A 25,379-nucleotide genomic window follows, 5' to 3' on the forward strand; every position below is an offset into this window, starting at 1 on the left:
ACGCCCCCCTCTCGACGCCCCCTCTCGACACTGGGAGAAGCCGCGGCGATCGGATAGGGTCCGCCCCCATGCACGCCGCTTCGCCTCCGCTCCGCCGCCGTCCCTCGCGCTGGACCCTGGCCCTGCCGGCCCTGGCCCTGCTCTCCGCGCCGCTCGCCGCCCCGGCCGCGGCGCAGCCCTGGGCGGCCGAGGCGCCGCGCGCCGCCGGCCGCGCCGCCATGGTCGCCGTCCAGGCCGGCCGCTGGTCCGAGGCCGAAAGCCTGGCCCGCCAGGGCGCGGACCCGATCGCCGCCAAGCTGGTCACCTGGATCCGGCTGCAGGTGCGCGGCCAGGCCAGCGCCGAGGAGGTGGCCGCCTTCACCGCCGCCAATCCCGACTGGCCGCTGCAGGGCACGCTGACGCTCCGCGGCGAGGAGGTGCTGCCGGTGATGGCGGACGACGCGCTGGTGCTGGCGCTCTTCGCCCGCACGCCGCCGCGCACGCTGGCCGCCACCCGGCAGCTGGCCGAGGCGCTGCAGCGGCGCGGCGATGCCGAGGGCGCCCGCCGGGTGATCCGCGCCGGCTGGCGCGAGGGCAGCGCCGATGCGGTCTCCGAACCGACCTATGCCGCCGCCTTCCAGTCGGTGCTGACCCCGGCCGACCACCTGGCGCGCTTCAACCGCCTGGCCTTCCTGCGCCAGGGCGCGGCGGCGGCCCGGCTGCTGCCGCTGCTGCCGCCCGAGGCGCGGCTGACCGGCGAGCTGCGCCTGGCGCTGGCCGGCGGCCAGGCCGGCGCCGAGGCGCAGGCGGCGGCGCGCGCCCGGGAGGATCTCGGCCTGTCGCTGGAGCTCGCCCGCTACTACCGCCAGCAGGAGCGCGACCGCGAGGCCGCCGCCGTCTGGGAACGCGCCGAGCCGCTGCAGCAAGACCTGTCCCCCGACGCCGCCCGCGCGGTCTGGACCGAGCGGCAGGTGCTGTCGCGCAAGCTGCTGCGCCTCGGCGATGTCAGCGGCGCCTATCGCACCGCCGCCCGCCATGGCCAGACCGAGGGCGAGCCGCTGCACGAGGCCGAGTTCTGGGCCGGCTTCATCGCGCTGCGCCGCATGGCCGATGGCAGCCGCGCCGCCCAGCATTTTTCTGTCCTCGGCCAGGGCAGCAGCAGCGTCATCACCAATGCCCGGGCGCATTACTGGCGCGGTCGTGCGGCCGCCGGGCTGGGCCGGGCGGAGGAGGCGCGGACGCATTTCGCCGCCGCCGCCGGCTTCCCCACCGCCTTCTACGGCCAGCTCGGCGCCCTTGCCCTGGGCGAGAGCGCGCCGCAGCTCGCCGCCCGCATTGCCGGCTACCGCCCGCCGCAGCCCACCCCCGAGGCGGCCAATGCCTATCTGGACCGCGAGCTGGCCCGCGCGGTGCTGACGCTCGCCGATCTGGGCGACACCAGCCGCGCCCGCCCCTTCCTGCTGCGGCTGGAGGAGGTGGCGGCGACGCCCTCCGAGCAGGTGCTGGCCGCCCGCCTGGCCAATGCCATCGGCCGCCAGGACCATGCCGTCTGGGTGTCGCGCCGCGGCGGCATCGACGGGGTGATGATGATCCCCGAGGGCTATCCAACCCCCTATGCCCTGCCCGACGGCGCCGGCATCGAGCCGGCCTTCGCCTATGCCATCACCCGGCAGGAGAGCAATTTCGACCCCTCGGCCGTGTCGCCGGCCAATGCGCGCGGGCTGATGCAGCTGCTGCCCGGCACCGCGGCGCTGGTCGCCCGCCAGATGGGCGTGCCGCACCAGGTCGGCTGGCTGACCGCGCAGCCGGAGCACAACATGCGGCTCGGCGCGCGATATCTCGCCGACCAGATCGCCCGCTTCGGCAACCTGGCCATGGCGGCGGCGGCCTACAATGCCGGGCCGCGCCGGGTCGACGACTGGATCGTCACCTATGGCGACCCGCGGCTGCCGCCGGGCGCGGGCGGCGTCGACATGCTGGACTGGATGGAGCAGATCCCCTTCACCGAGACGCGCAACTACGTCCAGCGCGTCATCGAGAACGCCGTCATCTACCGCGCCCTGGCCGGGGATGGCGCGCTCGACCATCCGCTGAAGCCCTGGCTGCCGGTCGGCACGGTCCGTTGAGCAGGCGACGCTGATGCAGGATCCCGCCGTGGCGGTGGCGCCCGCGCCGCTCGCCGCCGCCTCCCCCGCCTTGCCGCGGCTGCTGGCCAGCCTGGGCGGCGTCGGCTTCCTCCGGCCCGCCCCCGGCACCTGGGGCAGCGCGCTGGTGCTGCCGGTGGTGCTCGGCGGGCCCTGGGCCTGCCTCGGCCTCGCGCTGTTGCTCAGCCTGCTCGGCTGGTGGGCGCTGGCGCGGCTGCCGGCAGCGCGGAGCGATCCCGGCTGGGTGGTGATCGACGAGGGCGCCGGGCAGAGCCTGGCGCTGGCCGCCCTGCCGCTCGGCGCCGGCGCGCCCGGCCTCATCCTGGCCTTCCTGCTGTTCCGGCTGTTCGACATCATTAAGCCCGGGCCGGTGGGCTGGGCCGACCGCCGCAAGGGCCCGACCGGCGTCATGCTGGACGACCTGTTCGCCGGTGGCCTGGCCGCCGCGGTGATCCTGGCGCTGCGTTTCGGAGGGCTGCTGCCATGACCGTCTTCACCGAGGGCACCGAGGCCGCCGCCGCCCGCCTGCTGCAGCGGCTGGCCGCCGAAGGCCTGACCGTCGCCACCGCCGAAAGCTGCACCGGCGGGCTGGTCGCCGCGGCGCTGACCGCGATCCCCGGCTCGTCGGCCAGCGTGCTGGCCGGCTTCGTCACCTATTCGAACGAGGCGAAGGAACGGATGGTCGGCGTGCCGCGGGCAATGCTCGAGGCGCATGGCGCGGTCAGCGCCGAGGTGGCCCGGGCCATGGCGGAGGGCGCTCTGCGCGCATCCGGCGCCGAGCTCGCCGTCTCGACCACCGGCATCGCCGGGCCCGGCGGCGCGGTGCCGGGCAAGCCGGTCGGGCTGGTCTATCTGGCCGCCGCCCGCCGCGGCCGGCCTACCGAGGTGCAGCGCCATGTCTTCCCCGGCGACCGTGCGGCGGTGCGGGCGGCGACGGTGGCGGTCGCCCTGGCGATGCTGGACGCCCTGTGAGTCCAGATTCATGACGGGCCCGCGCGTTCTGCCGCTGGCGCTGCCGCCCGAACACGGTTAAGAGGCCAGCGCCATGATGACCGTCCTGCTCGTCCTGCATCTTTTCGTGACCCTCGCCCTGATCGGCGTCGTCCTGCTGCAGCGCAGCGAGGGCGGTGGCCTGGGCATCGGCTCGTCCCAGGGCATGGGCTCCTTCATGAGCGGGCGCGGCACCGCCAACCTGCTGACCCGCACCACCGCCGTGCTGGCCTTCCTGTTCATGGGCCTGGCCATGGCGATGGCGATGCTGGGCCGCGGCACCGGCGCGCCGCGCTCGATCCTGGACCAGCCGCCGCCGGCCGCCAGCGCCCCGGGGCCCGCGACCAACACGCCCGCGCCGGCGCCAACGGCGCCCGCCACGCCGCCGCCGGCCTCGGTGCCGACGAACTGACTTCCCGAATCGGGCGCCGGACCACCCTCCGGCGCCCGAAACGTTTTATGAGGGCGCTGCCCGGCCGGAAGGCCGCGGCGACCCCCGCTTCCCCCGAACACCAGCCTTGCCGTGCCGCAGGCTTCCCGCATGCCCGGCCGATTGCTAGAAAGGACTCCCATGACGCGGTTCGTTTTCATCACCGGCGGCGTGGTTTCCTCTCTCGGCAAGGGCATCGCGGCGGCAAGCCTCGGTGCGCTCTTGCAGGCGCGGGGCTACAAGGTCCGCATTCGCAAGCTCGACCCCTACCTCAACGTCGATCCGGGCACGATGTCCCCGTATCAGCACGGCGAGGTCTTCGTCACCGATGACGGGGCGGAAGCCGATCTCGATCTCGGCCATTACGAGCGCTTCACCGGCGTGCATGCGAGCAAGGGGGACAGCCACACCTCCGGCCGCATCTATGGCGAGGTGATCGCCAAGGAGCGCCGCGGCGACTATCTGGGCGGCACCGTCCAGGTGATCCCGCACATCACCGACGCCATCAAGGAGGCGGCGACCGCCAACACCGAGGGGCTGGACTTCGTCCTGGTCGAGGTCGGCGGCACGGTGGGCGACATCGAGAGCCTGCCCTTCCTGGAAGCGCTGCGGCAGCTGAACAACGAGCTCGGCCCGCAGAACAGCCTCTTCATGCACCTGACCCTGGTGCCCTACATCCCCTCCGCCGGCGAGCTGAAGACCAAGCCGACCCAGCATTCCGTCAAGGAGCTGCTCGGCCTCGGCATCCAGCCGCAAATTCTCCTGTGCCGTTGCGATCGCCCGATTCCGGAGAATGAACGGAGAAAAATCGCGCTGTTCTGCAACGTGCGGCCGGAGAGCGTCATCCCGGCCCTCGACGCCAGCTCGATCTACGCCGTGCCGCTGCAGTACCATGCCGAAGGGCTGGACCGCGAAGTGCTGCGGCATTTCGGCCTGTCGATCTATGGCGAGCCCGACCTGTCCAACTGGCAGCGCATCGTCCGCCGCCTGGAGAACCCCGAGGGCGAGGTCAAGATCGCCATCGTCGGCAAGTACACCACCCTGCTGGACGCCTATAAGTCGCTGGCCGAGGCGCTGGTCCATGGCGGCATCCAGCACGGCGTGAAGGTCCGGCTGGACTGGGTCGACAGCCAGATCTTCGAAAGCCCCAATGCGGTCGAGCGGCTCGAGGGCGTGCACGGCATCCTGGTGCCCGGCGGCTTCGGCGAGCGCGGCGCGGAAGGCAAGATCGAGGCGGTGCGCTTCGCCCGCGAGCACAAGATCCCCTTCCTCGGCATCTGCTTCGGCATGCAGATGGCGGTGATCGAGGCGACCCGGAACCTGGTCGGCCTGGAGCACGCCTCGTCGACCGAGTTCGGGCCCTGCGAGGAGCCGGTGGTCGGCCTGCTGACCGAATGGCTGCGCGGCAACGAGCGCGAGCGCCGGCACTCCGAGGGCGACATGGGCGGCACCATGCGGCTCGGCGCCTATCCGGCGGCGCTGGCCGAGGGCTCGCTGGTGCGCCAGGTCTATGGCCAGGCCGAGATCACCGAGCGCCACCGCCACCGCTACGAGGTGAACGTCGCCTATCGCGAGCGCCTCGAGGAGAAGGGCCTGCGCTTCTCCGGCATGTCGCCCGACGGGCTGCTGCCCGAGATCGTCGAATACCCGGACCATCCCTGGTTCATCGGCGTGCAGTACCACCCGGAGCTGAAGTCCAAGCCGTTCCAGCCGCATCCGCTGTTCGGCGGGTTCATCGGCGCGGCGGTGAAGCAGGCGCGCCTCGTCTGAGGCCCAAGGACCCGGGGGAAGAATGCGGTCTTCCCCCCTCGGACCTTCATGTCCGAGCCCATCATTCTCTTTCATCAGGCGGCCGCTGCCTTGTTCAAAGGCGGGACACGGCACTCCGGGCTGGCGCGGGCATTAATGCTTGCGCCATTTTCATCTTCTAGGCTGCCCGCGAAGGCCGCGCCTTGGCTGGGCCGAGCCACCTCCTGTCACCACGTGGACACGGCAGTCTGGCAGAAAGAGGAAGGGGTCCAGGGGAATTCATTCCCCTGGCCTGTCCCTGCCTTCCCTTAAATCCTTCCTTTACCTTTTCATCAGAAACTGAGGCATCCGCCGCACGTCACGGAAAGCCTCACTGTCATGCCCGTCGAGTCCAAGGCCCTGGCGGCCCGCCTCACCTTGCTGCGGCGGGCATCGCGCCTGCTGATCCTGCTCGGTGCCGCCGCCACCCTGGCCTTGTGGCATCTGGCCGCCCGCCGCACCGCGGTCGAAGCCGATTCCCGCTTCCAGGAGGCCGGGCTGCATGTCCAGCGCCTGGTGGAGGAGCGGACGCTGCGGGCGCTCGACGTGATCGCCGGCTTCCGCGCGCTGTTCGAGGTGGGCGACCAGGTCAGCCGCGCCGATTTCCACCGCCACGCCCTGAACATGCGGCTGGCCGAGCGCTTTCCCGGCGTGGTCGGCATCCAGTTCGCGCCGCTGGTGCCGGCGGCCCAGAAGGACGGCTTCGAGGCGGCGGTGCGGGCGGACACCACGTTCGATCCGCGCGGCTATCCCGACTATGCCATCCATCCGGCGGGCGACCGCGACTTCTACCTGCCCAACCTCTACAACGAGCCGATGGCGGGCAACGAGGCCGCCTTCGGCCACGACACCACCGCCGAGCCCAGCCGCCGCCGCGTCATGGAGCGCAGCCGCGACAGCGGCGAGCCGGTGGCCTCGCAGCCGCTGAGCCTGCTGCAGGGCGGCATGGGCTTCACCATCCGCCACGCCGTCTACCGCCGCGGCGCGCCGATCTGGACCGTGGAGCAGCGGCGCGACGCCTTCATCGGCCAGGTCAACGGCGTCTTCCGCGCCGCCGAGATGATCAGCCCGCTGCTGCGCGACCACCTGCAGGACTACCGCATCCGCATCGAGGATCGCGGGCCCGTCGGCACCACCACCGGAGCCGAGATGGCGCCGCAGCTGCTGTTCGACAGCCAGCCACAGGCGCCCGGCCGGGCCGAGCCCGCGGTGGCCCGCGGCGACCGGCAGGAGAACGCCGTCGCCGTCGCCGGCCGGCAATGGCGGATCACCCTGACCCGGCAGGCCACCTGGCCGCATCTGGCGCCGCTGCCGCTGGTCATGCTGCTGGGCGGCGCGGCGCTGACCTTGGGCGCGGTCTGGCTGCTGCAGGCCCTGGCGCGGCACCACCGCAACACCGCGGTGCTCGCCCAGCGGCTGGCGCATCAGGCGCAGCACGACGCGCTGACCGGCCTGCCCAACCGGCTGCTGCTGGACCAGCGCCTGGCCGAGGCGCTGGCGCGGGCCGGGCGCGACGACGGCCGGCTGGCGCTGATCTTCATCGACCTCGACCGCTTCAAGGCGATCAACGACACGCTGGGCCATGCCGCCGGCGACGCCATGCTGCAGGCGGTCGCCGCCCGGCTGCGCCACGCGCTGCGGCCGGGGGATACGGTGGCGCGGCTCGGTGGCGACGAGTTCGTGGTGCTGCTGCCGGACCTTCCCGCCACGGCATCGACCCTGCGCATGGGGCGCGGCATCGGCGAGCGGCTGCGGCTGCTGATCAGCCAGCCGGTGGAATATGACGGCCGGCTGCTCTCGGTCGGCGCCAGCCTGGGCACGGCGCATTATCCGGAGGACGGACGGGACGCCACCACGCTGATGGCCCATGCCGATGGCCAGATGTACGACGCGAAACACGCCAGGGCGGCGCCGCGCGAGGTCGTCCCGGCGGTCTGAAGGCGCGGTTATCCGGACAAACCCGCGTGGTCGTCCGGCGCGGCTGCGAGGCGCCGCGGCGGCCCCCTTGCCCTTCGCGGCGCGGCGGCCTATCGCCGGACACCGCCACAGGCACGGGAGCCCAGAATGACCGCGATCGCCGACATCATCGCCCGCGAGATCCTCGATTCGCGCGGCAACCCCACCGTCGAGGTCGATGTCGTGTTGGAGAGCGGGGCCGTCGGCCGCGCCGCCGTTCCCTCGGGCGCCTCGACCGGCGCGCATGAGGCGGTCGAGCTGCGCGACGGCGACAAGGCCCGCTTCGGCGGCAAGGGCGTGCAGAAGGCGGTCGCCAATGTCGAGGGCGAGATCTACGACGCCCTCTCCGGCCTCGACGCCACCGAGCAGGTCCGGATCGACGAGATCATGATCGCCCTCGACGGCACCCCGAACAAGAGCCGCCTCGGCGCCAACGCCATCCTGGCGGTCAGCCTGGCGACGGCCAAGGCGGCGGCGGCGCATTTCGACCTTCCGCTCTACCGCTATGTCGGCGGCGTCTTCGCCCGCACCCTGCCGGTGCCGATGATGAACATCATCAATGGCGGCCAGCATGCCGACAACCCGATCGACATCCAGGAATTCATGGTGATGCCGGTCGCCGCCGGCTCCTCGGCCGAGGCCGCCCGCATCGGCGCCGAGATATTCCAGGCGCTGAAGAAGGGCCTGCACGACGCCGGCCACAGCACCAATGTCGGCGACGAGGGCGGCTTCGCCCCCAACCTGAAGTCGGCCGAGGAAGCGCTGTCCTTCATCGAGCGCGCCTGCGAGAAGGCCGGGCACCGCTTCGGCGAGGACGTCATGGTGGCGCTCGACTGCGCCGCCACCGAGTTCTTCAAGGACGGCGTCTACGACATGGAAGGCGAGGGCAAGAAGCTCGACAGCGCCGGCATGGTCGACTACCTGGCCGGGCTCTGCGGCAAGTTCCCGATCGTCTCGATCGAGGACGGCATGTCCGAGGATGACTGGGCCGGCTGGAAGCTGCTGACCGACAGGCTGGGCGGCAAGGTGCAGCTGGTCGGCGACGACCTGTTCGTCACCAATCCCGAGCGCCTGCGCCAGGGCATCGAGAAGGCCACCGCCAACTCCATCCTGGTCAAGGTCAACCAGATCGGCTCGCTGACCGAGACGCTGGAAGCGGTCGAGATGGCGCATCGCGCCGGCTACACTGCCGTCATGTCGCACCGCTCGGGCGAGACCGAGGACAACACCATCGCCGACCTGGCCGTCGCCACCAACTGCGGCCAGATCAAGACCGGCTCGCTCAGCCGCTCCGACCGCCTGGCCAAGTACAACCAGCTGATCCGCATCGAGCAGCAGCTGGGCACCGCCGCCCGCTATGCCGGCCGCACCATCCTGAAGCGCTGATTTCCTCCCGGGCCGCCGCCTCCGCCTGGGGGCGGCGGTTCCGGCAGTGTCTCGCACCGCGACGTCAGAGGGGGAAAGCTTCGGCTTTCCCCCTTTTTCATTGCGCGCAAGCAGTGACGGGGTCGAAATCCTGGCCTGGCAAATGGTTAAGGCCACGTCATGCGGCAGGCGTGTCCTGCGAGCAACACAGAATGCAAGAAAGCGGCGCCGCGCGCTTCGCCCCTTGCCGGGCCGCGTTATCAAAGCCTTAACCTGCGCGGATCACGGAAGGGGTGAGCATGCGCGCCATCAAGCGAGCGATTCAGGTGCTGTGGCTGCCCTTGGTCTTCGCCGGGCTGATCTGGCACTTCGCCTGGTACGCCGTGCACGGCCCCCGCGTCGGCTCCCTGGCGCGCGAGGCCAAGGCGGGCGAGATCGCCGCCGCCCGCATCGCCCTGGCCCAGGCCGAGACCGAGCGCGACTCCATCGAGCGCAAGGTGGTCGGCCTGCGCGGCGACCGCATCGACCGCGACCAGCTCGACGAGCGCGCCCGCGCCCTGCTCAACATGGTCGGCAAGGACGAGCTCGTCGTCCCCTACGGCCAGAACCAGCGCCTCTTCTAACCCTTGGCCGCCAGCGCCAGCAGCGCCCGGCTGGCGCGGCTGGCATAGCGCTCCTTGTGCCGCAGCGCCTTGAAGCTGCGCGGCGGCAGGGTCACCCCCGCCCGCACCAGCAGCCCCGCGGCCAGATGCGGCCCGGCCGCCCGCTCCGACACCACCGTTGCGCCGCCATCGGCCTCCACCGCCGCCAGCACCGCCTCGTTCGACGGCAGCTCCAGCGTCACCCGCAGCGCTTCCGGCGCCAGGCCCCAGCCGGCCAGCAGCAGCTCGAAGGCGGCGCGCGTCCCCGACCCCTCTTCCCGCATGATCCAGGGGCTTTCCCCGAGCCGTCGCGGCGCCAGCGGCGCGCCGTCGGCCCAGGGGTGGTTCGTCCCGACCACGACCACCAGCTGGTCGCGCGCCAGGATGGTCTGCGACAGCGCCGCCTCCTCCACCTCGCCCTCGACGAAGCCGAGCTCGGCGCCGCCCTCCAGCACCGCCTGCGCCACGCTGGTGGTGTTGCCGGCGGCGACCTCGACCGCGACGCCCGGGCATTCCGCCTGGAAACGCACCAGCAGCGGCGGCAGCCAGTAGCTGGCGACCGTCTGGCTGGCCTGGATGCGCAAGGTGCCGCGCAGCGCGCCGCCGAGCTCCGACAGCACCAGCTCCGCCGCCTCGGCGCGCGCCAGCACGGCGGCGGCCTCGGCGCGGAAGATGCGGCCCTCCTCGGTCAGCTCGATGCGGCGGCCGACGCGGTGGAACAGGGTGATGCCGTGCCGCCCCTCCAGCGCCCGCACCGCCGCCGAGACGGCCGACTGCGTCAGGTGCAGCGCCTCCGCCGCCCGGGTCACATGCTCCCGCTCGGCCACCGCCAGGAAGATGCGCAGCTGCTCCAGCGTCACGGCGTCCCTCCCGCTGCGATCGTTCGATTGTAGCGATTGGAACCAGAAGAACAACGCGTTGGATCACTGGATGAGGCGGGGGCAAGGTCGCCGCGAAACCGTCACGGTCCTGTCATGTCCACCGCCACAAGCAGCCCCCTGCCCGCCTTCCCGCAGCGCCTGACCCGCAGCCTGCAGGAGCTCTGGCCGGGCATCGCGCTCTGCGCCGCGGTGGCCGCCGGCGGCAGCCTGCTGGCCGAGGCGCAGCGCCAGGCCTTCGGACGCGCCTGGGTCGACGCTCTGGTGCTGTCCATCCTGATCGGCACCACGCTGCGCAGCCTCTGGACGCCGCCGAAATCCTGCAACGCCGGCGTCGCCTTCAGCGCCAAGATGCTGCTGGAGGTCGCGGTGATGCTGCTGGGCGCCTCGCTCAGCGTCACCGCCATGCTGGCCGCCGGACCCTGGCTGATCCTGGGCATCGCCGCCGTCGTCGCGCTGTCGATCGGCTTCAGCTACGGCCTGGGCCGGCTGATGGGGCTGCCGGGCAAGATGGCCATGCTGGTCGCCTGCGGCAATTCAATCTGCGGCAACTCGGCCATCGCCGCCGTCGCGCCCGTCATCGGCGCCCAGGCGCGCGACGTCGCCGCCGCCATCGCCTTCACCGCCGTCCTCGGCGTCGGCGTGGTGCTGGCCCTGCCCTTCCTGATGCCCGTGCTCGGCCTGAACGAGGTCCAGTATGGCATTCTCGCCGGCCTGACCGTCTATGCCGTGCCCCAGGTCCTGGCCGCCACCGCCCCGGTCGGCAGCCTGGCGGTGCAGATCGGCACGCTGGTGAAGCTGGTGCGGGTGCTGATGCTCGGCCCGCTGGTCCTGGCCCTGTCGCTGCGCGCCGGCAGCGAAGGGGGCAAGAAGCCCGGCCTGGCCCGGCTGGTGCCCTGGTTCATCCTGGGCTTCCTGGGCCTGGCCGCGCTGCGCGCGCTCGGCGCCATCCCGGACATGCTGCTGGCACCCCTGTCCACCGTTGCGGGCATCCTGACCCTGCTGGCCATGGCCGCCCTCGGCCTGGGCGTCGATGTCCGCAGCGTCGCCCAGGCGGGACCGCGGGTCACCGCCACCGTGGTGGTGTCGCTGCTGGGGCTCGGCCTCGCGAGCCTGGGGTTGATCGCTCTGCAGTGAAGAGAAGTCAGGGGTAGGTCGGGGGAATGAATTCCCCCGAACCCCCTTCTTCTTTCTGTCTGTCGGCCGTTCGGCCACCAGCGCTGCACCGGCGACGACGCCGGGGCATCACGGCGGGACGCTGAATACAAAAACTGCGCACCCTCACAGGTCGCGCTGTCGATGGGCCGGGCCACGTCCTGTCGTCACGTGGACACGGCAGTCTGAAAGAAAAAAGAAGGGGTCGAGGGGAATTCATTCCCCTCGCCTGTTTCTGTTTTCTCTTCAGGTCCCTTCGCTCTTCCGGGCCTCGATCGCGTCCCAGATCGCCTTCTCCAGGTGGATCCCGTCGAAGCGGGCCAGTTCCTGCAGGCCCGTGGGCGAGGTGACGTTGATCTCGGTCAGGTAGTCGCCGATCACGTCGATGCCGACGAAGGTCAGGCCGCGCTTCTTCAGCTCCGGCCCGATGCGCTCGCAGATCTCGCGGTCGCGCGGCGTCAGGGCCACGGCTTCCGGGCGGCCGCCGACATGCATGTTGCTGCGGCTCTCGCCCTCGGCGGGGACGCGGTTGATGGCGCCCATCGGCACGCCGTCGACCAGGATGATGCGCTTGTCGCCCAGGCGCACGGCGGGCACGTATTGCTGGATCATCAGCGGCTCGCGCGACTTCTCGGCATACATCTCGAGCAGCGAGTTCAGGTTGCTGTCCTCGGGGCGCAGGTGGAAGACGCCGGCGCCGCCATTGCCGAACAGCGGCTTGACGATGATGTCGCCATGCTTCTGGCGGAAGCGGCGGACCTGCTCGGCGTCATGGGTGATGATGGTGTCCGGCATCAGCTCCGGGAACTGCATCACGAACAGCTTTTCCGGGGCGTTGCGCACGCTGGCCGGGTCGTTCACCACCAGGGTCTTGGGGTGGATATGCTCGAGGATATGGGTGGCCGTGATATAGGCCATGTCGAAGGGCGGGTCCTGGCGCATCAGCACCACGTCCATCTCCGACAGGTCGTATTCGGCCAGCTCGCCCAGGGTGTAATGGGCGCCCTTCTCCCGCTTCACCGTCACCGGCTGCATCCGGGCCATCACCTTGCCGGCGGCGAGCGTCAGGTCCTTGACGTGGTAGTGCCACAGCTGGTGGCCCCGCGCCTGCGCCTCGAGCATCAGGACGAAGGTGCTGTCGCCGTCGATATTGATCCCCTGGATCGGGTCCATCTGGACCGCGACCTTCAAAGCACGCGTCATGCCGGGCTCCTGTCTCATAGCTCTGTCGCCGCCAGTGGTGGCATTGCCCGCGCCGGATTGCCAGGGGGTGGATGCCGGGAGGCCATTGACCCGGGGCCCGGCTCCGTCGATTCATGGCGGCATGACGATCATCTCCGGCAAGGCCAGGCTGGCGGGCGTGCTGGGCTGGCCGGCCTCGCATTCGCGCTCGCCGCTGCTGCATGGCCACTGGCTGCGCCGCCACGGCATCGACGGCACCTATATCCCGCTGCAGGTGCAGCCCCAGGACTTTGCGGCCGCCGTTCGGGCGCTGGTGACGCTTGGCTTCCAGGGCGCCAATGTCACCATCCCGCACAAGGAGGCGGCCTTTTCTCTCTGTGACGAGGTCGATGCCTCGGCGCGGCGGGCGGGCGCCGTGAACACGCTGGTGTTCCGAGACGGGCGGATTTTCGGCTCCAACACCGATGGCTTCGGCTTCCTGGAGAGCGTGCGGGAGCAGGCACCGGGGTGGCAGGCCGCGGCTGGCCCTGCGGTGCTGCTGGGCGCCGGGGGTGCTGCGCGGGCCATCGCCGCGGCGCTGCTCGATGCCGGCTGCCCGCGGCTCACCATCGTCAACCGCAGCGCCGAGCGGGCCGAGGCCCTGGCGGCCGAACTCGGTGGGCCCGTCTTCGTCTCGGACACCCCGCCGCTGGCGGACGCCGCGCTGCTGGTCAATTCCACCAGCCTCGGCATGGCCGGCCAGCCGCCGCTGGAGATTGATCTCTCTGCTCTCCCCGCCCATGCGGTGGTGGTGGACGCGGTCTATGTCCCGCTGGAGACGCCGCTGCTGGCGGCCGCCCGCGCCCGTGGGCTGGTGGGCGTCGATGGGCTGGGGATGCTGCTGCACCAGGCGCGGCCGGGCTTCGAGGCCTGGTTCGGCGTGGCGCCGGCGGTCGATGCCGATCTGCGCGACACCGTCGCCGCCGACATCCCGCGCCGCTGAGCCGATGAAGATCCTCGGCCTCACCGGTGGGATCGGGATGGGCAAGTCGACCGCGGCGGCCACCTTCCGCCGCCACGGCCTGCCGGTCTTCGATGCCGACGCGGCCGTGCATGCGCTGCAGGCCCGCGGCGGCCGCGCCGTGGCGCCGATCGCGGCCGCCTTCCCGGGCTCCGTCCGCGACGGCGCCGTGGACCGCGAGGCGCTGCGCCGTGCCGTGCTGGGCAACCCGCCGGCGCTGAAGGTCCTGGAAAAAATCGTCCATCCGCTGGTGCGGGCGGAGGAGCGGCGCTTCCTCGGCCGCGCCCGGCGGCAGGGGCGGCGGCTGGTGGTGCTGGACATCCCGCTGCTGTTCGAGACCGGGGGCGAGGCGCGCTGCGACGCGGTTGTCGTGGTCTCGGCGCCCGCCGCGGTGCAGAAGGCGCGGGTGCTGCGGCGCGGCGGCATGACCGAGGAACGTCTGGCCGCCATCCTGGCCCGGCAGACGCCCGATGCCGAGAAGCGGCGCCGCGCCGATTACGTGATCCGCACCGGACTGTCCCGCGCCCATGCGCGCCGCGGCATCCGGCGCCTGCTGGAGAGCCTGCGATGAGCCGCACTTTGGTGCTCGACACCGAGACCACCGGCTTCGACCCGGCGACCGGCGACCGCGTGCTCGAGGTCGCCGCCGTCGAGCTGGTCAACCTCGTCCCGACGGGCCGCTTCTACCACCAGCTGATCGACCCCGAGCGCGAGGTGCCGGAGGAAGCCGTGAAGGTGCATGGCTTCACCTGGGAGATGCTGCGCGACAAGCCCAAGTTCCCGGCCATCGCCCAGGACATGCTGGACTTCCTGGGCGACGACCCGATCGTCGCGCACAATGCGCCCTTCGACTTCGGCTTCCTGGATGCCGAGCTGAAGCTGGCCGGCCGCGCCCCGCTCGACCGGGCGCGGATGGTCGATTCGCTGCAGCTGGCGAAGAAGCGTTTCCCCGGGCTGCCGAACAGCCTGGACGCGCTGTGCCGGCGCTACGGCATCGACAACTCGATGCGCACCGCCCACAACGCGCTGCTCGACGTGCAGCTGCTGGCCCAGGTCTATCTGGAGCTGATGGGCGGCAAGCAGCCCGGCCTGGCGCTGGCCACCCGCTCCAACGTGGCGGCGCCGGTGGTGATCGCGGTCGATACCGATGTCGCCGGCCGCGTCCCCCGCCCGATCCTGCCGACCGAGGAGGAGCTGGCCGCGCATCGCGCCTTCCTGGGCAAGCTCAAGGAGCCGCTCTGGGCGGCGTTGGAGGCGGCGCCGGAGCCTCAGCCGGGCTGAGCGCCGCGATCCCGTCCCGCAGCCGGGGCACGGCGAAATCCAAAAAGACGCGCAGCTTCAGCGGCATGGCGGCGCGTGGGCCGTGCAGCAGGCTGACCGGGCGCGGCGCCGGCTCGAAGGCGTCGAGCACGCGGACCAGGCTGCCGCGGGCCAGGGCCTCGGCGCATTGGTAGCGCAGCAGCCGGGTGACGCCGAGGCCGCGCTTGGCCGCCGCCACCGCCGCCTCGGCGGTGGAGACCGAGAGCCGCGGGTGCAGCGCCACCGCCACCCCAGCCCCGAAGCGCCAGAGCGGCGGCGGCAACCCGCCCTCGGCCACGAAGTCGAAAGCGACGCAGGGCAGCCCAGCCAGCGCCTCTGGCCGGTCCGGCGTGCCATGGGCGGCCCAGAAATCAGGGCTGGCGCAGACCACCTGGGCGATGGCGCCCAGCCGGGTCGCCACCAGGCTGCTGTCCGGCAGGGCGCCGATGCGCAGCGCCAGGTCCACATGCTCGTCGAGCAGGTGCAGGTTGCGGTCGGACAGCGCCAGCCGCACCGCGATCTCAGGATAGGCGATGAGGAAATCCGCCACCACTGGCAGCAGATGCAGCCGGCCGAACAGCACCGGCGCGGTCAGCACCAGCGCGCCGCGCGGGGCGGTGAACTCGCCGGCGGCCTGGCGCTCGGCCGCCTCGACCTCCTCCAGGATGCGGCGGGCGCTGGCCAGATAGGCCTCGCCGGCCTCGGTCAGGGCCAGGCGGCGGGTCGAGCGTCGCAGCAGCCGGGCGCCCAGATGCGCCTCCAGCTCGGCGAGCTTCCGGCTCACCGTGGGCAGCGGCATGCCCAGGGCACGGGCGGCGGCGGTCAGGCTGCCCTGCTCCACCACCCGCAGCAGCACCGCCATCGCTTCCAGCCGGTCCATCTTTCTTCCGGTTTCCGAGAGAATGCCTCTCGGGAATAGCGGATTATTCTCGGAACGCGGAAGCGCCATTCTCCTGTCCAACAGACAGGAGATGGTTCGCCATGGCCTACAGCTTCCTCGACACCTATGCGACGCCCTCGGTGCAGGCGGCGCAGGCCGCGATGGGCGCCGATCACCTCTGGCGCGGCGCCGGGCGCGACCGAACCTTCGACCGCATCGACGACGACGTCGCGGCCTTCATCGCCGAGCGCGACAGCTTCTACATGGCGAGTGTCGCCGAGAATGGCTGGCCCTATGTGCAGCACCGCGGCGGGCCGGCCGGCTTCCTCAAGGTGATCGACCCGGTGACGCTGGCCTTCGCCGACTACCGCGGCAACCGGCAATACATCTCGACCGGCAACCTGGCCGCCGACGACCGGGTGGCGCTGATCCTGGTCGACTATCCGCGCCGCGCCCGGCTGAAGCTGCTGGCGCATGCCGAGGTCGTGCCGCTGGGCAGCGACCCCGCGCTGGAGGCGGCGGTGCGCGATCCCGCCTATCGCGGCCAGGCTGAAAGAATCTTCCGGCTGAGGCTGCAGGCCTATGACTGGAACTGCCCGCAGCACATCACGCCGCGCTTCACCGCGGACCAGGTGAATGCCGGCCTCGCCCCGCTGCGCGCCCGCCTGGCCGAGCTGGAGGCCGAGAACGCCGCGCTCAGGGCTGCGGCGGCCGTGCCGAGCTGACCGCCGCCTGCCGCCTGGCGCCGGGTTGCCAGCCGGGCAGCGCCGCCGCCTGGGCGATCCACCGCGCCAGCTGCGGGTCATCCACCGCCTGGCCTTCCGCAAGATGGACATAGCGCACCGCCGGGTCCTTCGAGGCCACCGGCGGCAGCGGGTCGAGCGATCCGCCGCGGAAGAAGGCCAGCTTCAGATAGCGCGTCATGGCATGCACCCCAAGGAACCAGCCCTGCCCCTCGACGCCATAGAGCGGCGAATTCCATTTCACCGCCTTGCGAAGCCCGGGCAGCGTCCGCACCACCAGCGCGTCGAGCTCGCGGGCAGCGCCCTGCTTCCAGCCCTCCAGGCCCGAGATCCAGGCCTGGACCGGCGCATCGCCCTCGGCCTTGGCGATCTGCGGATTGCCACCGGCCAGCCGCTTCTTCTCCATGGGCTTCTCCCTCAGCCGAGACGGCCCAGCAGGCGGGCCAGGTCGCGGAGGCTCTCGGCCGCGGTCTTGTCGAGGGCGCGGCGCAGCAGGGTGCGGATGGTGCTGATCTGCACGCCGCGCGCCGCGGCGATGGCGTCGGGGCTGGCGCCGCCGGCCAGCGCCGCCGCGGTCGAGGCCTCGGCGGCGGTCAGGCCGAACAGCGCCCGCAGCAGCCCTTCGAGCCGGCCCGCCTCCTCACCGGCATCGAGGGCGCGCAGCGTCAGCAGGGCGTAGCCGCCCGGAGCCATCCCGTCGGGGGCGATGGCGCCCGCGGCCCGCAGTGCCCGCGGCAGCGGCACCACCAGGGCGGCCAGGCGCTCGCCGGTCCCGGGATGCAGCAGGGTCAGGGCGCCGCCCGGCTCGCCGAGCGCCGCGCGGGCGATGGCGGAGAGCAGGAACTGCGTCTCCCGCGGGGTGCCGGCCGAGAGCGCCCCGTTGCGGCAGCCCAGGCGGATCGGGCCGCCGGCACGCGCCAGGGCCTCGGCCGCGGCATTGGCCAGGACCATCTGGCCCTGGCCCGAGAGCACCAGGGCCGGCAGGCGCAGCCCGTCCAGCGCGGCCAGGCCGAGCTCGGCCTTCAGCTCCGCCGCATGCAGCCGCTCGGCCAGCTGGATCGCCCGCTGCAGATGCGGCAGCAACCCGGCCAGCCCCTCCATCGCCGGGGCGTCGAAGGCGCCGAGCTGCCGCGGCCGGTGCAGCGCCAGCACGCCGATATGGCCCTGCGCATCCGGCGCGGTGCGTGCGGCGGCGACGTGGAAGGCGTCGATATGGCGGGCGAAGTCGTTGTAGTAGGGCGTCGCCGCGTAGTCGGCATCGGCGATGGCGTCCTGGCCGCGCAGCACCCGCAGCTGCGGATTGGCCAGGGCGAAGCGGGCCCGCGGGTCGTGGCGGTGCCAGTGCTGCTGGTAGCTGGCCAGCGCCACCGGGTCGAGCTGGCTGCCCTGGATCGGCCCCACCGGCACGCCGCTGCGGCCATGGATCGAGAGCACCGCCGCGCTGCTGGCGCCGAGCGCCTGGCGCAGCTGCTCCGGGAAGCGGGCCAGCGCCTCGGGCTGCAGGCAGGCGTCGTAGAGCGCGCCGGTCAGCGCCTCCCAGTCCGGCAGCGGGGGCGAGGACGGGTTCCGCATGCCTTCCCGTTACCGCAGCGCAACGGCGTCCGGCAAGCGCTGCCGCGCGGTCCTGTCCTTGATCAGGCGTCCCAGTCGGGGCTGAAATCGGGGTTCACCCGGCGCCAGTCCTTGGGCATGGCGTCGATCGCTGCGATGTCGGCGGCGTCAAGCCTGTCCAGCAGCGCCAGCGCGTCGAGGTTGCCCTGCTGGGTCTCGCGGCGGCTGGCTTTCGGGATGGCGACCACCATCTCCTGCCGCAGCAGCCAGGCGAGCGCCACCTGCAGGCCGGAGAAGCCGTGCTTCCTGCCGATCTCGGCCAGCACCGGCTGGTCGGCCAGCGCGCCCTGGCCGAGCGGCGAATAGGCGGTGAGCGCGATGCCGCGCGGCCGGCAGAAGTCCAGCAGCCTCTTCTGCGACAGCAGGGCGTGGTACTCGACCTGCAGGGCGGCGGGCTGGCCGCCGAGTTCCTCGACCTTCTGCATCAGCCCGAGCGGGAAGTTGGAGACGCCCCAGCGGCGGACCAGGCCGGTGTCCTGCGCCTTCTGCATGGTCTTGACGATGGCGGGCAGGTCCATGTCCGGGCGCGGCCAATGCACCAGGAAGAGGTCCAGGTAGTCGGTGCCGAGCTTCTTCAGCGAGCCGGCCAGCGAGCGCTCGATGGCGTCGGGGGCCAGGTTCTCCCACCAGACCTTGCTGGTGAGGAAGATGTCGCCGCGGGCGATGCCGGAAGCGGCGATGCCAGCGCCAACTTCGGCCTCGTTGCCATAGCGGTCGGCGGTGTCGATGTGGCGGTAGCCGAGGCCGATGGCACTTTCCACCGCGGCCTGGCCTTCAGCACCGGAGAGCTTCCAGGTCCCGAGGCCGAGCTTCGGGATATCGATGCGCGCCGAGGTGGCGTTCGGGATGCTGGGCATTGTTGCGAAGTCCCTGCTTTCTGACAGACATAGAAGGGGGTGCGGGAGGATACCTCCCCCCGCGGCTTGCTTCTCTTTGACGGAACTTTCTGCCGGCTCGCCGGTTACATAGCGCGCAACTTTGCCCGGGCTGTGGCGTTGGCCTGGTCATGCCGGCCCTTCGCTTTGTTCCGGACCGTGCCGACTCACTCCGCCTTGGCATCCTTGGCGAGGGCGCGGCGCGCCGTCTCGGCGAGGAAGCCGCTGGCCACCGGCAGCACCGCGTCGTCGAAGTCGTAATGCGGGTTGTGCAGCTCGCGCCCGCCATCGGTCGGCCCGTTGCCGATCCAGACGAAGGCGCCCGGCACCTGGTGCAGGAAGTGCGAGAAGTCCTCGCCGGTCATGGCGGGGCCGATGTCGCGGCGCAGCGTGGTGACGGCCGCGGCGGCCTCGGCGGCCAGCTCGCGCGGCTCGGCATGGTTGGCGGTGACGGGCACACCGCCGCCGACGATGGCTTCCGCATGGACGCCGAAGGTGGCCGAGACGCCGGCGGCAACGCGGGCCAGGCCCTCGCGGATCTGCTGCCCGACCTCCTCGGTCAGGTAGCGCATGCTGCCCTTGATGACGACACGGGCGGCAATCTGGTTCTGCGCCTCGCCGCCCTCGATGACGGTCAGGCTGACCACGCCGGTCGCCATCGGGTCCAGGTTGCGCGCCACGATCGACTGGCAGGCGACGATGGCGTGGCCGGCGGCGACGATCGGGTCGCGGGTCAGATGCGGCAGCGCGGCGTGGCCGGCATGGCCGTCGATGACGATCTCGAAGCGGTTGCCGGCCGCCATCACGGCATTGTCATGCACCGCGATGGTCCCCGCCGGCAGGCCGGGCCAGTTGTGCCAGCCGAAGATGCGGTCCATCGGGAAGCGCTGGAACAGCCCGTCCTTGACCATGGAGGCAGCGCCGCCGCCGCCCTCCTCGGCCGGCTGGAAGACCAGGCGGACGGTGCCCTTCCAGCTGTCGTCCTGCATCAGCAGCGCCGCGGCGCCGAGCAGCGCGGTGGTGTGGCCGTCATGGCCGCAGGCATGCATCACGCCCGGATTGGTGCTGCGCCAGGCCAGGTCCTGGGCGGCTTCCTCGATCGGCAGCGCGTCCATGTCGGCGCGCAGCCCGACGCTGCGGTTGCTGCCGGCGCGATGCAGGCTTGCCACCACGCCATGACCGCCAACATCGGTGACGATGTCGGTGACGCCGAGCTCCTTCAGCTTCTCCACCACGAAGGCCGCGGTCGGCCCCTCATGCAGGGTCAGGCTCGGATTGGCGTGGAGATGCCTGCGCCAACGCGTCAGTGTTTCGGCAAGGGTCGGATCCATGTGTTAGGGCATACCGCTTAAGCCGATGCGTCTCAAATCCTCCCTCCCCCTCGCCCTGTTCTCCGCCGGCCTCGGGCTTGCGATCCCGCTGGCCGCGATGCTGCATGCCCGCGCGCAGGAAGCGCCGGCCGCTGCGGAAGGCGATGCGGAATCAAGGGAGAACGACGCGCCCGAAGTCGCCGCCGAACGCACGGTGACCTATGAGGTGACGCTGCCTGAAACGGGCGACGAGGCGCTGGACAGCGCGATTTCCCGCGCCTCGACGCTGGAGCAGCTGCGCGAGCGCGCGCCAGTCGATAGCTACGGCCTGGTCAGCCGCGCCATTGCCGAGTCGGGCAACATGCGCGACGCGCTGCGCTCCGAGGGCTACTACGCCGGGACCGCGCGGATCCTGCTGGACGGCACGACGCCCGACACGCCGGGCCTCGCCGACCGGCTGGCGGCGCGGACGGGGGACACGCCGATCCCGGTGGTCATCACCGTGGAAAAGGGCGTGCAGTACAAGCTGGCCACGGTGCGGCTGCAGGCCGAGCCGGCAGGCGCCTCGCTCGAGGATGCCGGCGCCGCCGGGCTGGAGGAAGGCACGCCGGCCCGGGCGCAGCCGATCCTCGACGCCGAGGGCCGCATGCTGACCGCGCTGCGCGATGCCGGGCATCCCTTCGCCAGCCTGCGCCGCCGCGTCACCGTCGACCACGACACGCAGCGGATGGAGGTGACCTTCCTGGTCGCCCCCGGGCCGCGCGCCAACTTCGCCCAGCCTTCGGTGACCGGCGAGCAGCGGACGCATGCCTCGCTGCTGGCCAGCATCGTGGCGCCGCTGGAGGGGCAGCAATACAGCCAGGAGAAGATCGACCAGACCCGGCGCGACCTGCTGAGCCTCGGCGTCTTCAACACGGTGCGCGCCCGCGCCGCGGATCGCCTCGACGAGACGGGCCGCCTGCCGGTGACCTACACGGTGATCGAGCGGCCGCTGCATGCCATCGGCTTCGGCGCGGCCTACGAGACCCGCTACGGCCCGACCTTCAGCGCGTATTGGGAGCACCGCAACCTGTTCGGCGGCGCCGAGCGGCTGCGCCTCGAGGCCGAGGTCAACCGGCTGGGCACCACCGGCGACACCAGCGACACCGGCGGCAAGGTCGGCGCCAGCCTGAGGACGCCCTGGTTCGCCGGGCGCAACCAGACCCTGACCTTCGACATCGCCGCACTCCGCGAGCGCCCCGACGCCTATGACCGCGACGCCTTCACGCTCGGCGCCCTGCTGGAGCGCACCGTCTCGCCGCGGCTGTCCTGGGGCGCCGGGCCGCAGCTCGAGTTCAGCCGGGTGACGCAGGATGGCGAGACCACCAGCTACCAGCTGCTCGGCATGCTGGGCACGCTGCGCTGGAACGACACCGACAGCCTGCTGAACCCGAGCCGCGGCACCCGCGCGACCGTGCTGGTCAACCCGATCTACAGCCTGGGCGAGAGCAACGTCTTCACCCGGCTGCGCGTCCAGGGCAGCACCTATCTCGACATCTCCGGCGACAAGGGCAGCATCCTGGCGCTGCGCGCCGTGGTCGGCAGCATCGTCGGCGCCAGCTTCGGCGGCGTGCCGCCGGACAAGCGCTTCTATTCCGGCGGCGGCGGCTCGGTGCGCGGCTACAGCTACCAGTCGGTCGGGCCGCGCACCGCCTCCGACGAGCCGGCCGGCGGCCTGTCGCAGATCGAGGGCACCATCGAGCTGCGCCAGCGCGTCTCCGGCAATCTCGGCATGGCGGCCTTTGTCGATGCCGGCGCCGTCACCCGCGACCCCACCCCCACCTTCAGCAACCTGAAGGTCGGCGCCGGCCTCGGCGTGCGCTACCTGACCGCCATCGGGCCGCTGCGCGCCGATGTCGGCGTGCCCTTGAACAAGGAACGGGGCGACAGCGCCTTCGGCCTCTACATCGGCATCGGGCAGGCGTTCTGATGCGCCGGCTGCTGCGCTGGGCCGGGTATACCCTGGCCCTGATCGTCATTCTGCCGCTGCTGCTGATCGGCGGCGTGCTGCTGGGGGCCAATACCGCGCCCGGCCAGCGCATGATCACTGACCTGGCGCAGCGCTTCGTGCCCGGCCTGACCCTCGAGGGGCTGCACGGGCCCCTGCCCGGCGCCCCCGGCTTCTCCCGCCTGGTCATGGCGGATGCCAAGGGGCCCTGGCTGGAGGTCGAGAACGCCCGCATCGACCTGGACCTGCGCGCCTTGCTGGGCCGCGAGCTGCGCATCGAGGAAATGTCCGCCGGCCGCATCGCGCTGCTGCGCCTGCCCGAGGCCGATCCGAACGCGCCGCCGCCGGAGCCGGCACCGGCGGACGCGCCGCTGATCCCGTCCCTGCCCGAGCTGCCTGTCGCCGTGCGCCTCGAGAAGCTGGCCATCGCCCGCATCGAGATCCCGCGCGAGCTGGTCGCCGCCACCGTCGAGGAGCATGGCCCGGCCCCCGGCTTCGCCCTTTCCCTGAACGGCGACGCCTCCCTCGTCGCCGCCGCGTTGCAGGCGAAGCTGGCGGTGCAGCGGCTGGAGGCGGCGGGCTCGCTCGACTTGGCGCTCGGCCTCGATCCCCGCGGCCGGCTGCTGGCCGATCTGCGCGTTCAGGAGCCGGCGGGCGGCGTGCTGGCCACCGGGCTCGGCATTCCCGACGCGCCGGCCGATCTCAGCCTGAAGCTGGACGGCCCGGCTTCCGGCGCCGCGCTTACCGCGCGGGCCGATTTCGGCGGCCAGGCCGGCTTCCGCGCCGAGGGCCAGGTTTCTCTTCAGCCCGGCGGCGCCGGCGGCCTGACGCTCGCCGGCCATCTGGACTCGCCGGCCGTCCTGGCGCCGCCGCCGGTGCGGGCGCTGGATTTTGCCCTGGATGCCGTGATCCCTGCCGGCGGCCAGCCCGAGCTGCGCTCGGTCCGCCTGACCACCGAGGCCGGCGAGATCACCGCCAGCGGCAGCCTGGCGCTGCTGAAGGCCGAGGCGCGGGTCGCCGCCTCCTCGGTGCTCGGCCCGCTGGTGCCCGAGATCGTCGGCTGGGACGGGATTCTGCTCAATGCCGAGATCCGCGACGGGCAGACCATCACGGCCCAGCTGCGGCCGCGGGGCCTGCGCGGGCCCGACCCTCTGTCGACCGTGCTGGGCCCCGAGCCCGAGGTGGATTTCGCCGGCACCCCCTTCCGCATCGACAGCCTGGAGCTGCGCGGCCGCGGCGCGAAGCTGAACGTCCAGGGCAGCGGCTGGGATATCCTCGACATCAACGCCCAGCTGCAGGTGCCCGACCTCAAGGCCGTGCGGCCGGAGCTGGCAGGCCCCGCCCGTCTCGAGGCGAAGGTGACCGGCCCCGTCGCCGACCCTGCCATCCGCCTGCACCTGACCAGCCCCGGCCTGGTCGCCGCCGGCCGCAAGATCGAGAACCCCGACCTGACGGCCGAGATCCCGGCGGTCAGCGCCTATGGCGGCACGCTGCGCCTGACCGGCCGCGCCGAGGGCCAGCCGGTGCAGGTCGCCCTTCGCGCCGCCCGCGACGGGGACTCCGTGAAGCTGGAACAGGCGGACGTCACCTTCGGCCCGGTGCGCGCCACCGCCGAAGGCCGCTACGACATGACCGCCGCCCGCTTCGACGGCCAGATGACGGCGGGGGCCGAGAACATCGCCCCGCTCTCCGGCCTGATCGGCCAGCCGGTCGCCGGCGGCTTCCGCCTGACCGCGAAGCTGGCGCCGACGTCCGAGGGCCGCCAGGCGATCGACGCCCGGCTGGCCGCCCAGCAGGTGCAGCTGGCCGGCCAGGCCTATGCGGCCGAGATGACGCTGAAGGGCACCGACGCCGCCCTCGACTGGGATGTGAAGGGCCGCCTGCCGCAGGCCAATGTCGCAGGCCGCGGCCGCTTCAGCCGCAATGACGCCGGCATGCGCCTGGACATCGCCGCCTTCGATGCCAGCCAGGGCGAGATGGGCATCCGCCTGGCCGCACCCGGCAGCATTCTGCTTCCCACCTCGGGCGCCATCGAGATCCCGGGGCTTCGCCTCGCCGCCCGCCCGGCCGGCAACTTCACCGTCAGCGGCCGCTGGGGCCCGGAGCGGGCCGATATCCGGGTCGCCCTGGCCGCGCTGCCCGCCTCGCTGGTCAACATGTTCGCGCCCGAGCCGCGGCTGCAGGGCAGCGTGGTCGGCGAGGCCCGCATCACCGGCCCGGTCTCCGCCCCCGAGGTCACCGCCACCCTCAACGGCACCGGGCTGCGCGCCGAGGCGCCGTGGTCGCAGGGCTGGCCGGCCGCCAGCCTGAAGGTCGATGTCGAGCGCAACGGCGCCGGCGCCATCCGCGCCACCGCCGCCCTGCGCATGGGCAATCTCATCACCCTCGACGCCACCGCGGCGCTGCCGCAGGGGCCGGGCGCCGAGGCGCCGCTCAACGCCTCGGTGAAGGGCAACCTGAACGTCCAGCCGCTGGTGGCGCCGAGCCTCGGCGGCGGCGCCATGCGCGTCGCCGGCCGCGTCGCCATCGATGCGGGCGCCTCCGGCACCCTGGCCGCGCCGGTGCTGACGGGCGCCGCGACGCTGTCGGGCGGCGAGGTCCGCAACCCGCTCTTCGGCCTGCGGCTGACCAATATCGGCGGCCGCCTGCGCATGGAGGGCGACCGCGTCCTGGTCGACAACATCGTGGCGCGGGCCGGCACCGGCCGCATCACCGTCAACGGCTTCGCCCAGCCGCTGGCCGCCGGCATCCCGCTCGACATCGCCATCACCGCCCGCGACGCGACGCCGGTGCAGAGCGAGCTGGTCACCGCGCTGATGGATGCCGACCTGCGCTTCACCGGGCCGCTGCAGGTGAGCCCGGCCCTGGGTGGCACCGTCCGGCTGAAGCGTGTCGCGCTGAACATCCCCTCGGCCCTGCCCGGCGGCGGCGTCGCCACGCTGGGCGAGGTGCGCGAGCGCGGCGCCAATGCGCCCCCGCCGCCGCCGCCGGCGACCCCCGCGCCCCCGCTCGCGCTGCCTGTCACCGTCGAGGCGCCGCACTCCATCCTCGTCCGCCGCCGCGGCCCGGCTGCCTAGCTCGCCGGCACCCTGCGCGTCGGCGGCCCCCCCGCCGATCCGCAGCCCCCCGGCGGCCTCCCCCCCCCCCGCCCCCCCCTCCCCCTGCC

General features: G+C 72.4%; 22 protein-coding genes. 15 read left to right on the forward strand and 7 right to left on the reverse strand.

Annotated elements, in window-relative coordinates:
• The first annotated feature begins 68 nt into the window (after window positions 1–68).
• The 8 genes from BKE38_RS24185 (at window position 69) to BKE38_RS24220 (ending at window position 9,275) form a co-directional block, all read left to right on the forward strand.
• Window positions 69–2,105: a lytic transglycosylase domain-containing protein gene (locus BKE38_RS24185; protein WP_076959784.1), complete on the forward strand. Its 2,037-nt coding sequence runs from the start codon at window positions 69–71 to the stop codon at window positions 2,103–2,105.
• A 13-nt stretch (window positions 2,106–2,118) separates the two neighbouring features.
• Window positions 2,119–2,610: a phosphatidylglycerophosphatase A family protein gene (locus BKE38_RS24190; protein WP_083747832.1), complete on the forward strand. Its 492-nt coding sequence runs from the start codon at window positions 2,119–2,121 to the stop codon at window positions 2,608–2,610.
• Complete coding sequence (locus BKE38_RS24195; RefSeq protein ID WP_076959785.1) at window positions 2,607–3,095, forward strand: CinA family protein; 489 nt, start codon at window positions 2,607–2,609, stop codon at window positions 3,093–3,095. The genes BKE38_RS24190 and BKE38_RS24195 overlap by 4 nt, the downstream gene beginning before the upstream one ends.
• Before the next feature lie 73 nt (window positions 3,096–3,168).
• The gene (secG, locus tag BKE38_RS24200; RefSeq protein ID WP_076959786.1) at window positions 3,169–3,525 is read left to right on the forward strand and encodes a preprotein translocase subunit SecG; all 357 of its coding nucleotides are present in this window, start codon (window positions 3,169–3,171) and stop codon (window positions 3,523–3,525) included.
• Between the two features lie 159 nt (window positions 3,526–3,684).
• Window positions 3,685–5,313, forward strand: a complete 1,629-nt coding sequence (locus BKE38_RS24205; protein ID WP_076959787.1) for a CTP synthase — start codon at window positions 3,685–3,687, stop codon at window positions 5,311–5,313.
• 357 nt (window positions 5,314–5,670) lie between these two features.
• Entirely contained in the window at window positions 5,671–7,269 is a 1,599-nt protein-coding gene (locus BKE38_RS32955; protein ID WP_076959788.1) for a CHASE domain-containing protein, read from the forward strand.
• 126 nt (window positions 7,270–7,395) lie between these two features.
• On the forward strand, window positions 7,396–8,673 hold the full coding sequence (gene eno / locus BKE38_RS24215) for a phosphopyruvate hydratase (protein WP_076959789.1): 1,278 nt from the start codon (window positions 7,396–7,398) through the stop codon (window positions 8,671–8,673).
• 278 nt (window positions 8,674–8,951) lie between these two features.
• Entirely contained in the window at window positions 8,952–9,275 is a 324-nt protein-coding gene (locus BKE38_RS24220) for an FtsB family cell division protein (protein ID WP_076959790.1), read from the forward strand.
• Here BKE38_RS24220 and BKE38_RS24225 read toward each other — a convergent pair.
• Window positions 9,272–10,153 carry a LysR family transcriptional regulator gene (locus BKE38_RS24225; RefSeq protein ID WP_076959791.1) on the reverse strand — a complete coding sequence of 294 codons (882 nt, stop codon included), beginning with the start codon at window positions 10,151–10,153 and terminating at the stop codon, window positions 9,272–9,274. The genes BKE38_RS24220 and BKE38_RS24225 overlap by 4 nt on opposite strands.
• Before the next feature lie 114 nt (window positions 10,154–10,267).
• On the opposite strand from BKE38_RS24225, the gene BKE38_RS24230 reads away from it, so the two are divergent.
• The gene (locus BKE38_RS24230) at window positions 10,268–11,308 is read left to right on the forward strand and encodes a YeiH family protein (RefSeq protein ID WP_076959792.1); all 1,041 of its coding nucleotides are present in this window, start codon (window positions 10,268–10,270) and stop codon (window positions 11,306–11,308) included.
• 264 nt (window positions 11,309–11,572) lie between these two features.
• Here BKE38_RS24230 and gshB read toward each other — a convergent pair whose 3' ends face one another.
• Complete coding sequence (gshB, locus tag BKE38_RS24235; protein WP_076959793.1) at window positions 11,573–12,529, reverse strand: glutathione synthase; 957 nt, start codon at window positions 12,527–12,529, stop codon at window positions 11,573–11,575.
• A 121-nt stretch (window positions 12,530–12,650) separates the two neighbouring features.
• Between gshB and BKE38_RS24240 the strand changes: the two genes are divergently transcribed.
• From BKE38_RS24240 to dnaQ, 3 genes are read left to right on the forward strand one after another with little or no spacing between them, the layout of a single operon-like run.
• Entirely contained in the window at window positions 12,651–13,490 is an 840-nt protein-coding gene (locus BKE38_RS24240; protein WP_106409296.1) for a shikimate dehydrogenase, read from the forward strand.
• Window positions 13,491–13,494: 4 nt separating this feature from the next.
• Entirely contained in the window at window positions 13,495–14,079 is a 585-nt protein-coding gene (gene coaE, locus BKE38_RS24245; protein ID WP_076959794.1) for a dephospho-CoA kinase, read from the forward strand.
• Window positions 14,076–14,789: a DNA polymerase III subunit epsilon gene (gene dnaQ, locus BKE38_RS24250; protein WP_076959795.1), complete on the forward strand. Its 714-nt coding sequence runs from the start codon at window positions 14,076–14,078 to the stop codon at window positions 14,787–14,789. The genes coaE and dnaQ overlap by 4 nt, the downstream gene beginning before the upstream one ends.
• Here the strand turns inward: dnaQ and BKE38_RS24255 are convergent.
• On the reverse strand, window positions 14,734–15,687 hold the full coding sequence (locus BKE38_RS24255; RefSeq protein ID WP_076959796.1) for a LysR family transcriptional regulator: 954 nt from the start codon (window positions 15,685–15,687) through the stop codon (window positions 14,734–14,736). The two genes, dnaQ and BKE38_RS24255, sit on opposite strands and share 56 nt — an antisense overlap.
• Window positions 15,688–15,788: 101 nt before the next feature.
• Between BKE38_RS24255 and BKE38_RS24260 the strand changes: the two genes are divergently transcribed.
• On the forward strand, window positions 15,789–16,412 hold the full coding sequence (locus BKE38_RS24260) for a pyridoxamine 5'-phosphate oxidase family protein (RefSeq protein WP_076959797.1): 624 nt from the start codon (window positions 15,789–15,791) through the stop codon (window positions 16,410–16,412).
• Here the strand turns inward: BKE38_RS24260 and BKE38_RS24265 are convergent.
• The 4 genes from BKE38_RS24265 to BKE38_RS24280 form a co-directional block, all read right to left on the reverse strand.
• Window positions 16,384–16,836, reverse strand: a complete 453-nt coding sequence (locus tag BKE38_RS24265) for a DUF1801 domain-containing protein (RefSeq protein ID WP_076959798.1) — start codon at window positions 16,834–16,836, stop codon at window positions 16,384–16,386. The two genes, BKE38_RS24260 and BKE38_RS24265, sit on opposite strands and share 29 nt — an antisense overlap.
• 11 nt (window positions 16,837–16,847) lie before the next feature.
• Window positions 16,848–18,002, reverse strand: a complete 1,155-nt coding sequence (locus BKE38_RS24270) for a hypothetical protein (RefSeq protein ID WP_076959799.1) — start codon at window positions 18,000–18,002, stop codon at window positions 16,848–16,850.
• Between the two features lie 62 nt (window positions 18,003–18,064).
• Window positions 18,065–18,898, reverse strand: coding sequence for an aldo/keto reductase (locus tag BKE38_RS24275; protein ID WP_076959800.1), 834 nt, complete (start codon window positions 18,896–18,898; stop codon window positions 18,065–18,067).
• A gap of 185 nt (window positions 18,899–19,083) precedes the next feature.
• Window positions 19,084–20,247 (reverse strand): M20 metallopeptidase family protein, encoded by a 1,164-nt coding sequence (locus BKE38_RS24280; RefSeq protein ID WP_076959801.1) that lies wholly within the window; start codon window positions 20,245–20,247, stop codon window positions 19,084–19,086.
• Between the two features lie 25 nt (window positions 20,248–20,272).
• On the opposite strand from BKE38_RS24280, the gene BKE38_RS24285 reads away from it, so the two are divergent.
• A complete protein-coding gene (locus BKE38_RS24285) occupies window positions 20,273–22,195 on the forward strand; it encodes an autotransporter assembly complex protein TamA (protein ID WP_076959802.1) in 1,923 nt (640 codons plus the stop codon).
• The gene (locus BKE38_RS24290) at window positions 22,195–25,290 is read left to right on the forward strand and encodes a translocation/assembly module TamB domain-containing protein (RefSeq protein ID WP_076959803.1); all 3,096 of its coding nucleotides are present in this window, start codon (window positions 22,195–22,197) and stop codon (window positions 25,288–25,290) included. Before BKE38_RS24285 ends, BKE38_RS24290 begins: the two co-directional genes overlap by 1 nt.
• Window positions 25,291–25,379: the final 89 nt, after the last annotated feature.

Source organism: Teichococcus deserti, from assembly GCF_001982615.1.
GTDB lineage: Bacteria > Pseudomonadota > Alphaproteobacteria > Acetobacterales > Acetobacteraceae > Pseudoroseomonas > Pseudoroseomonas deserti.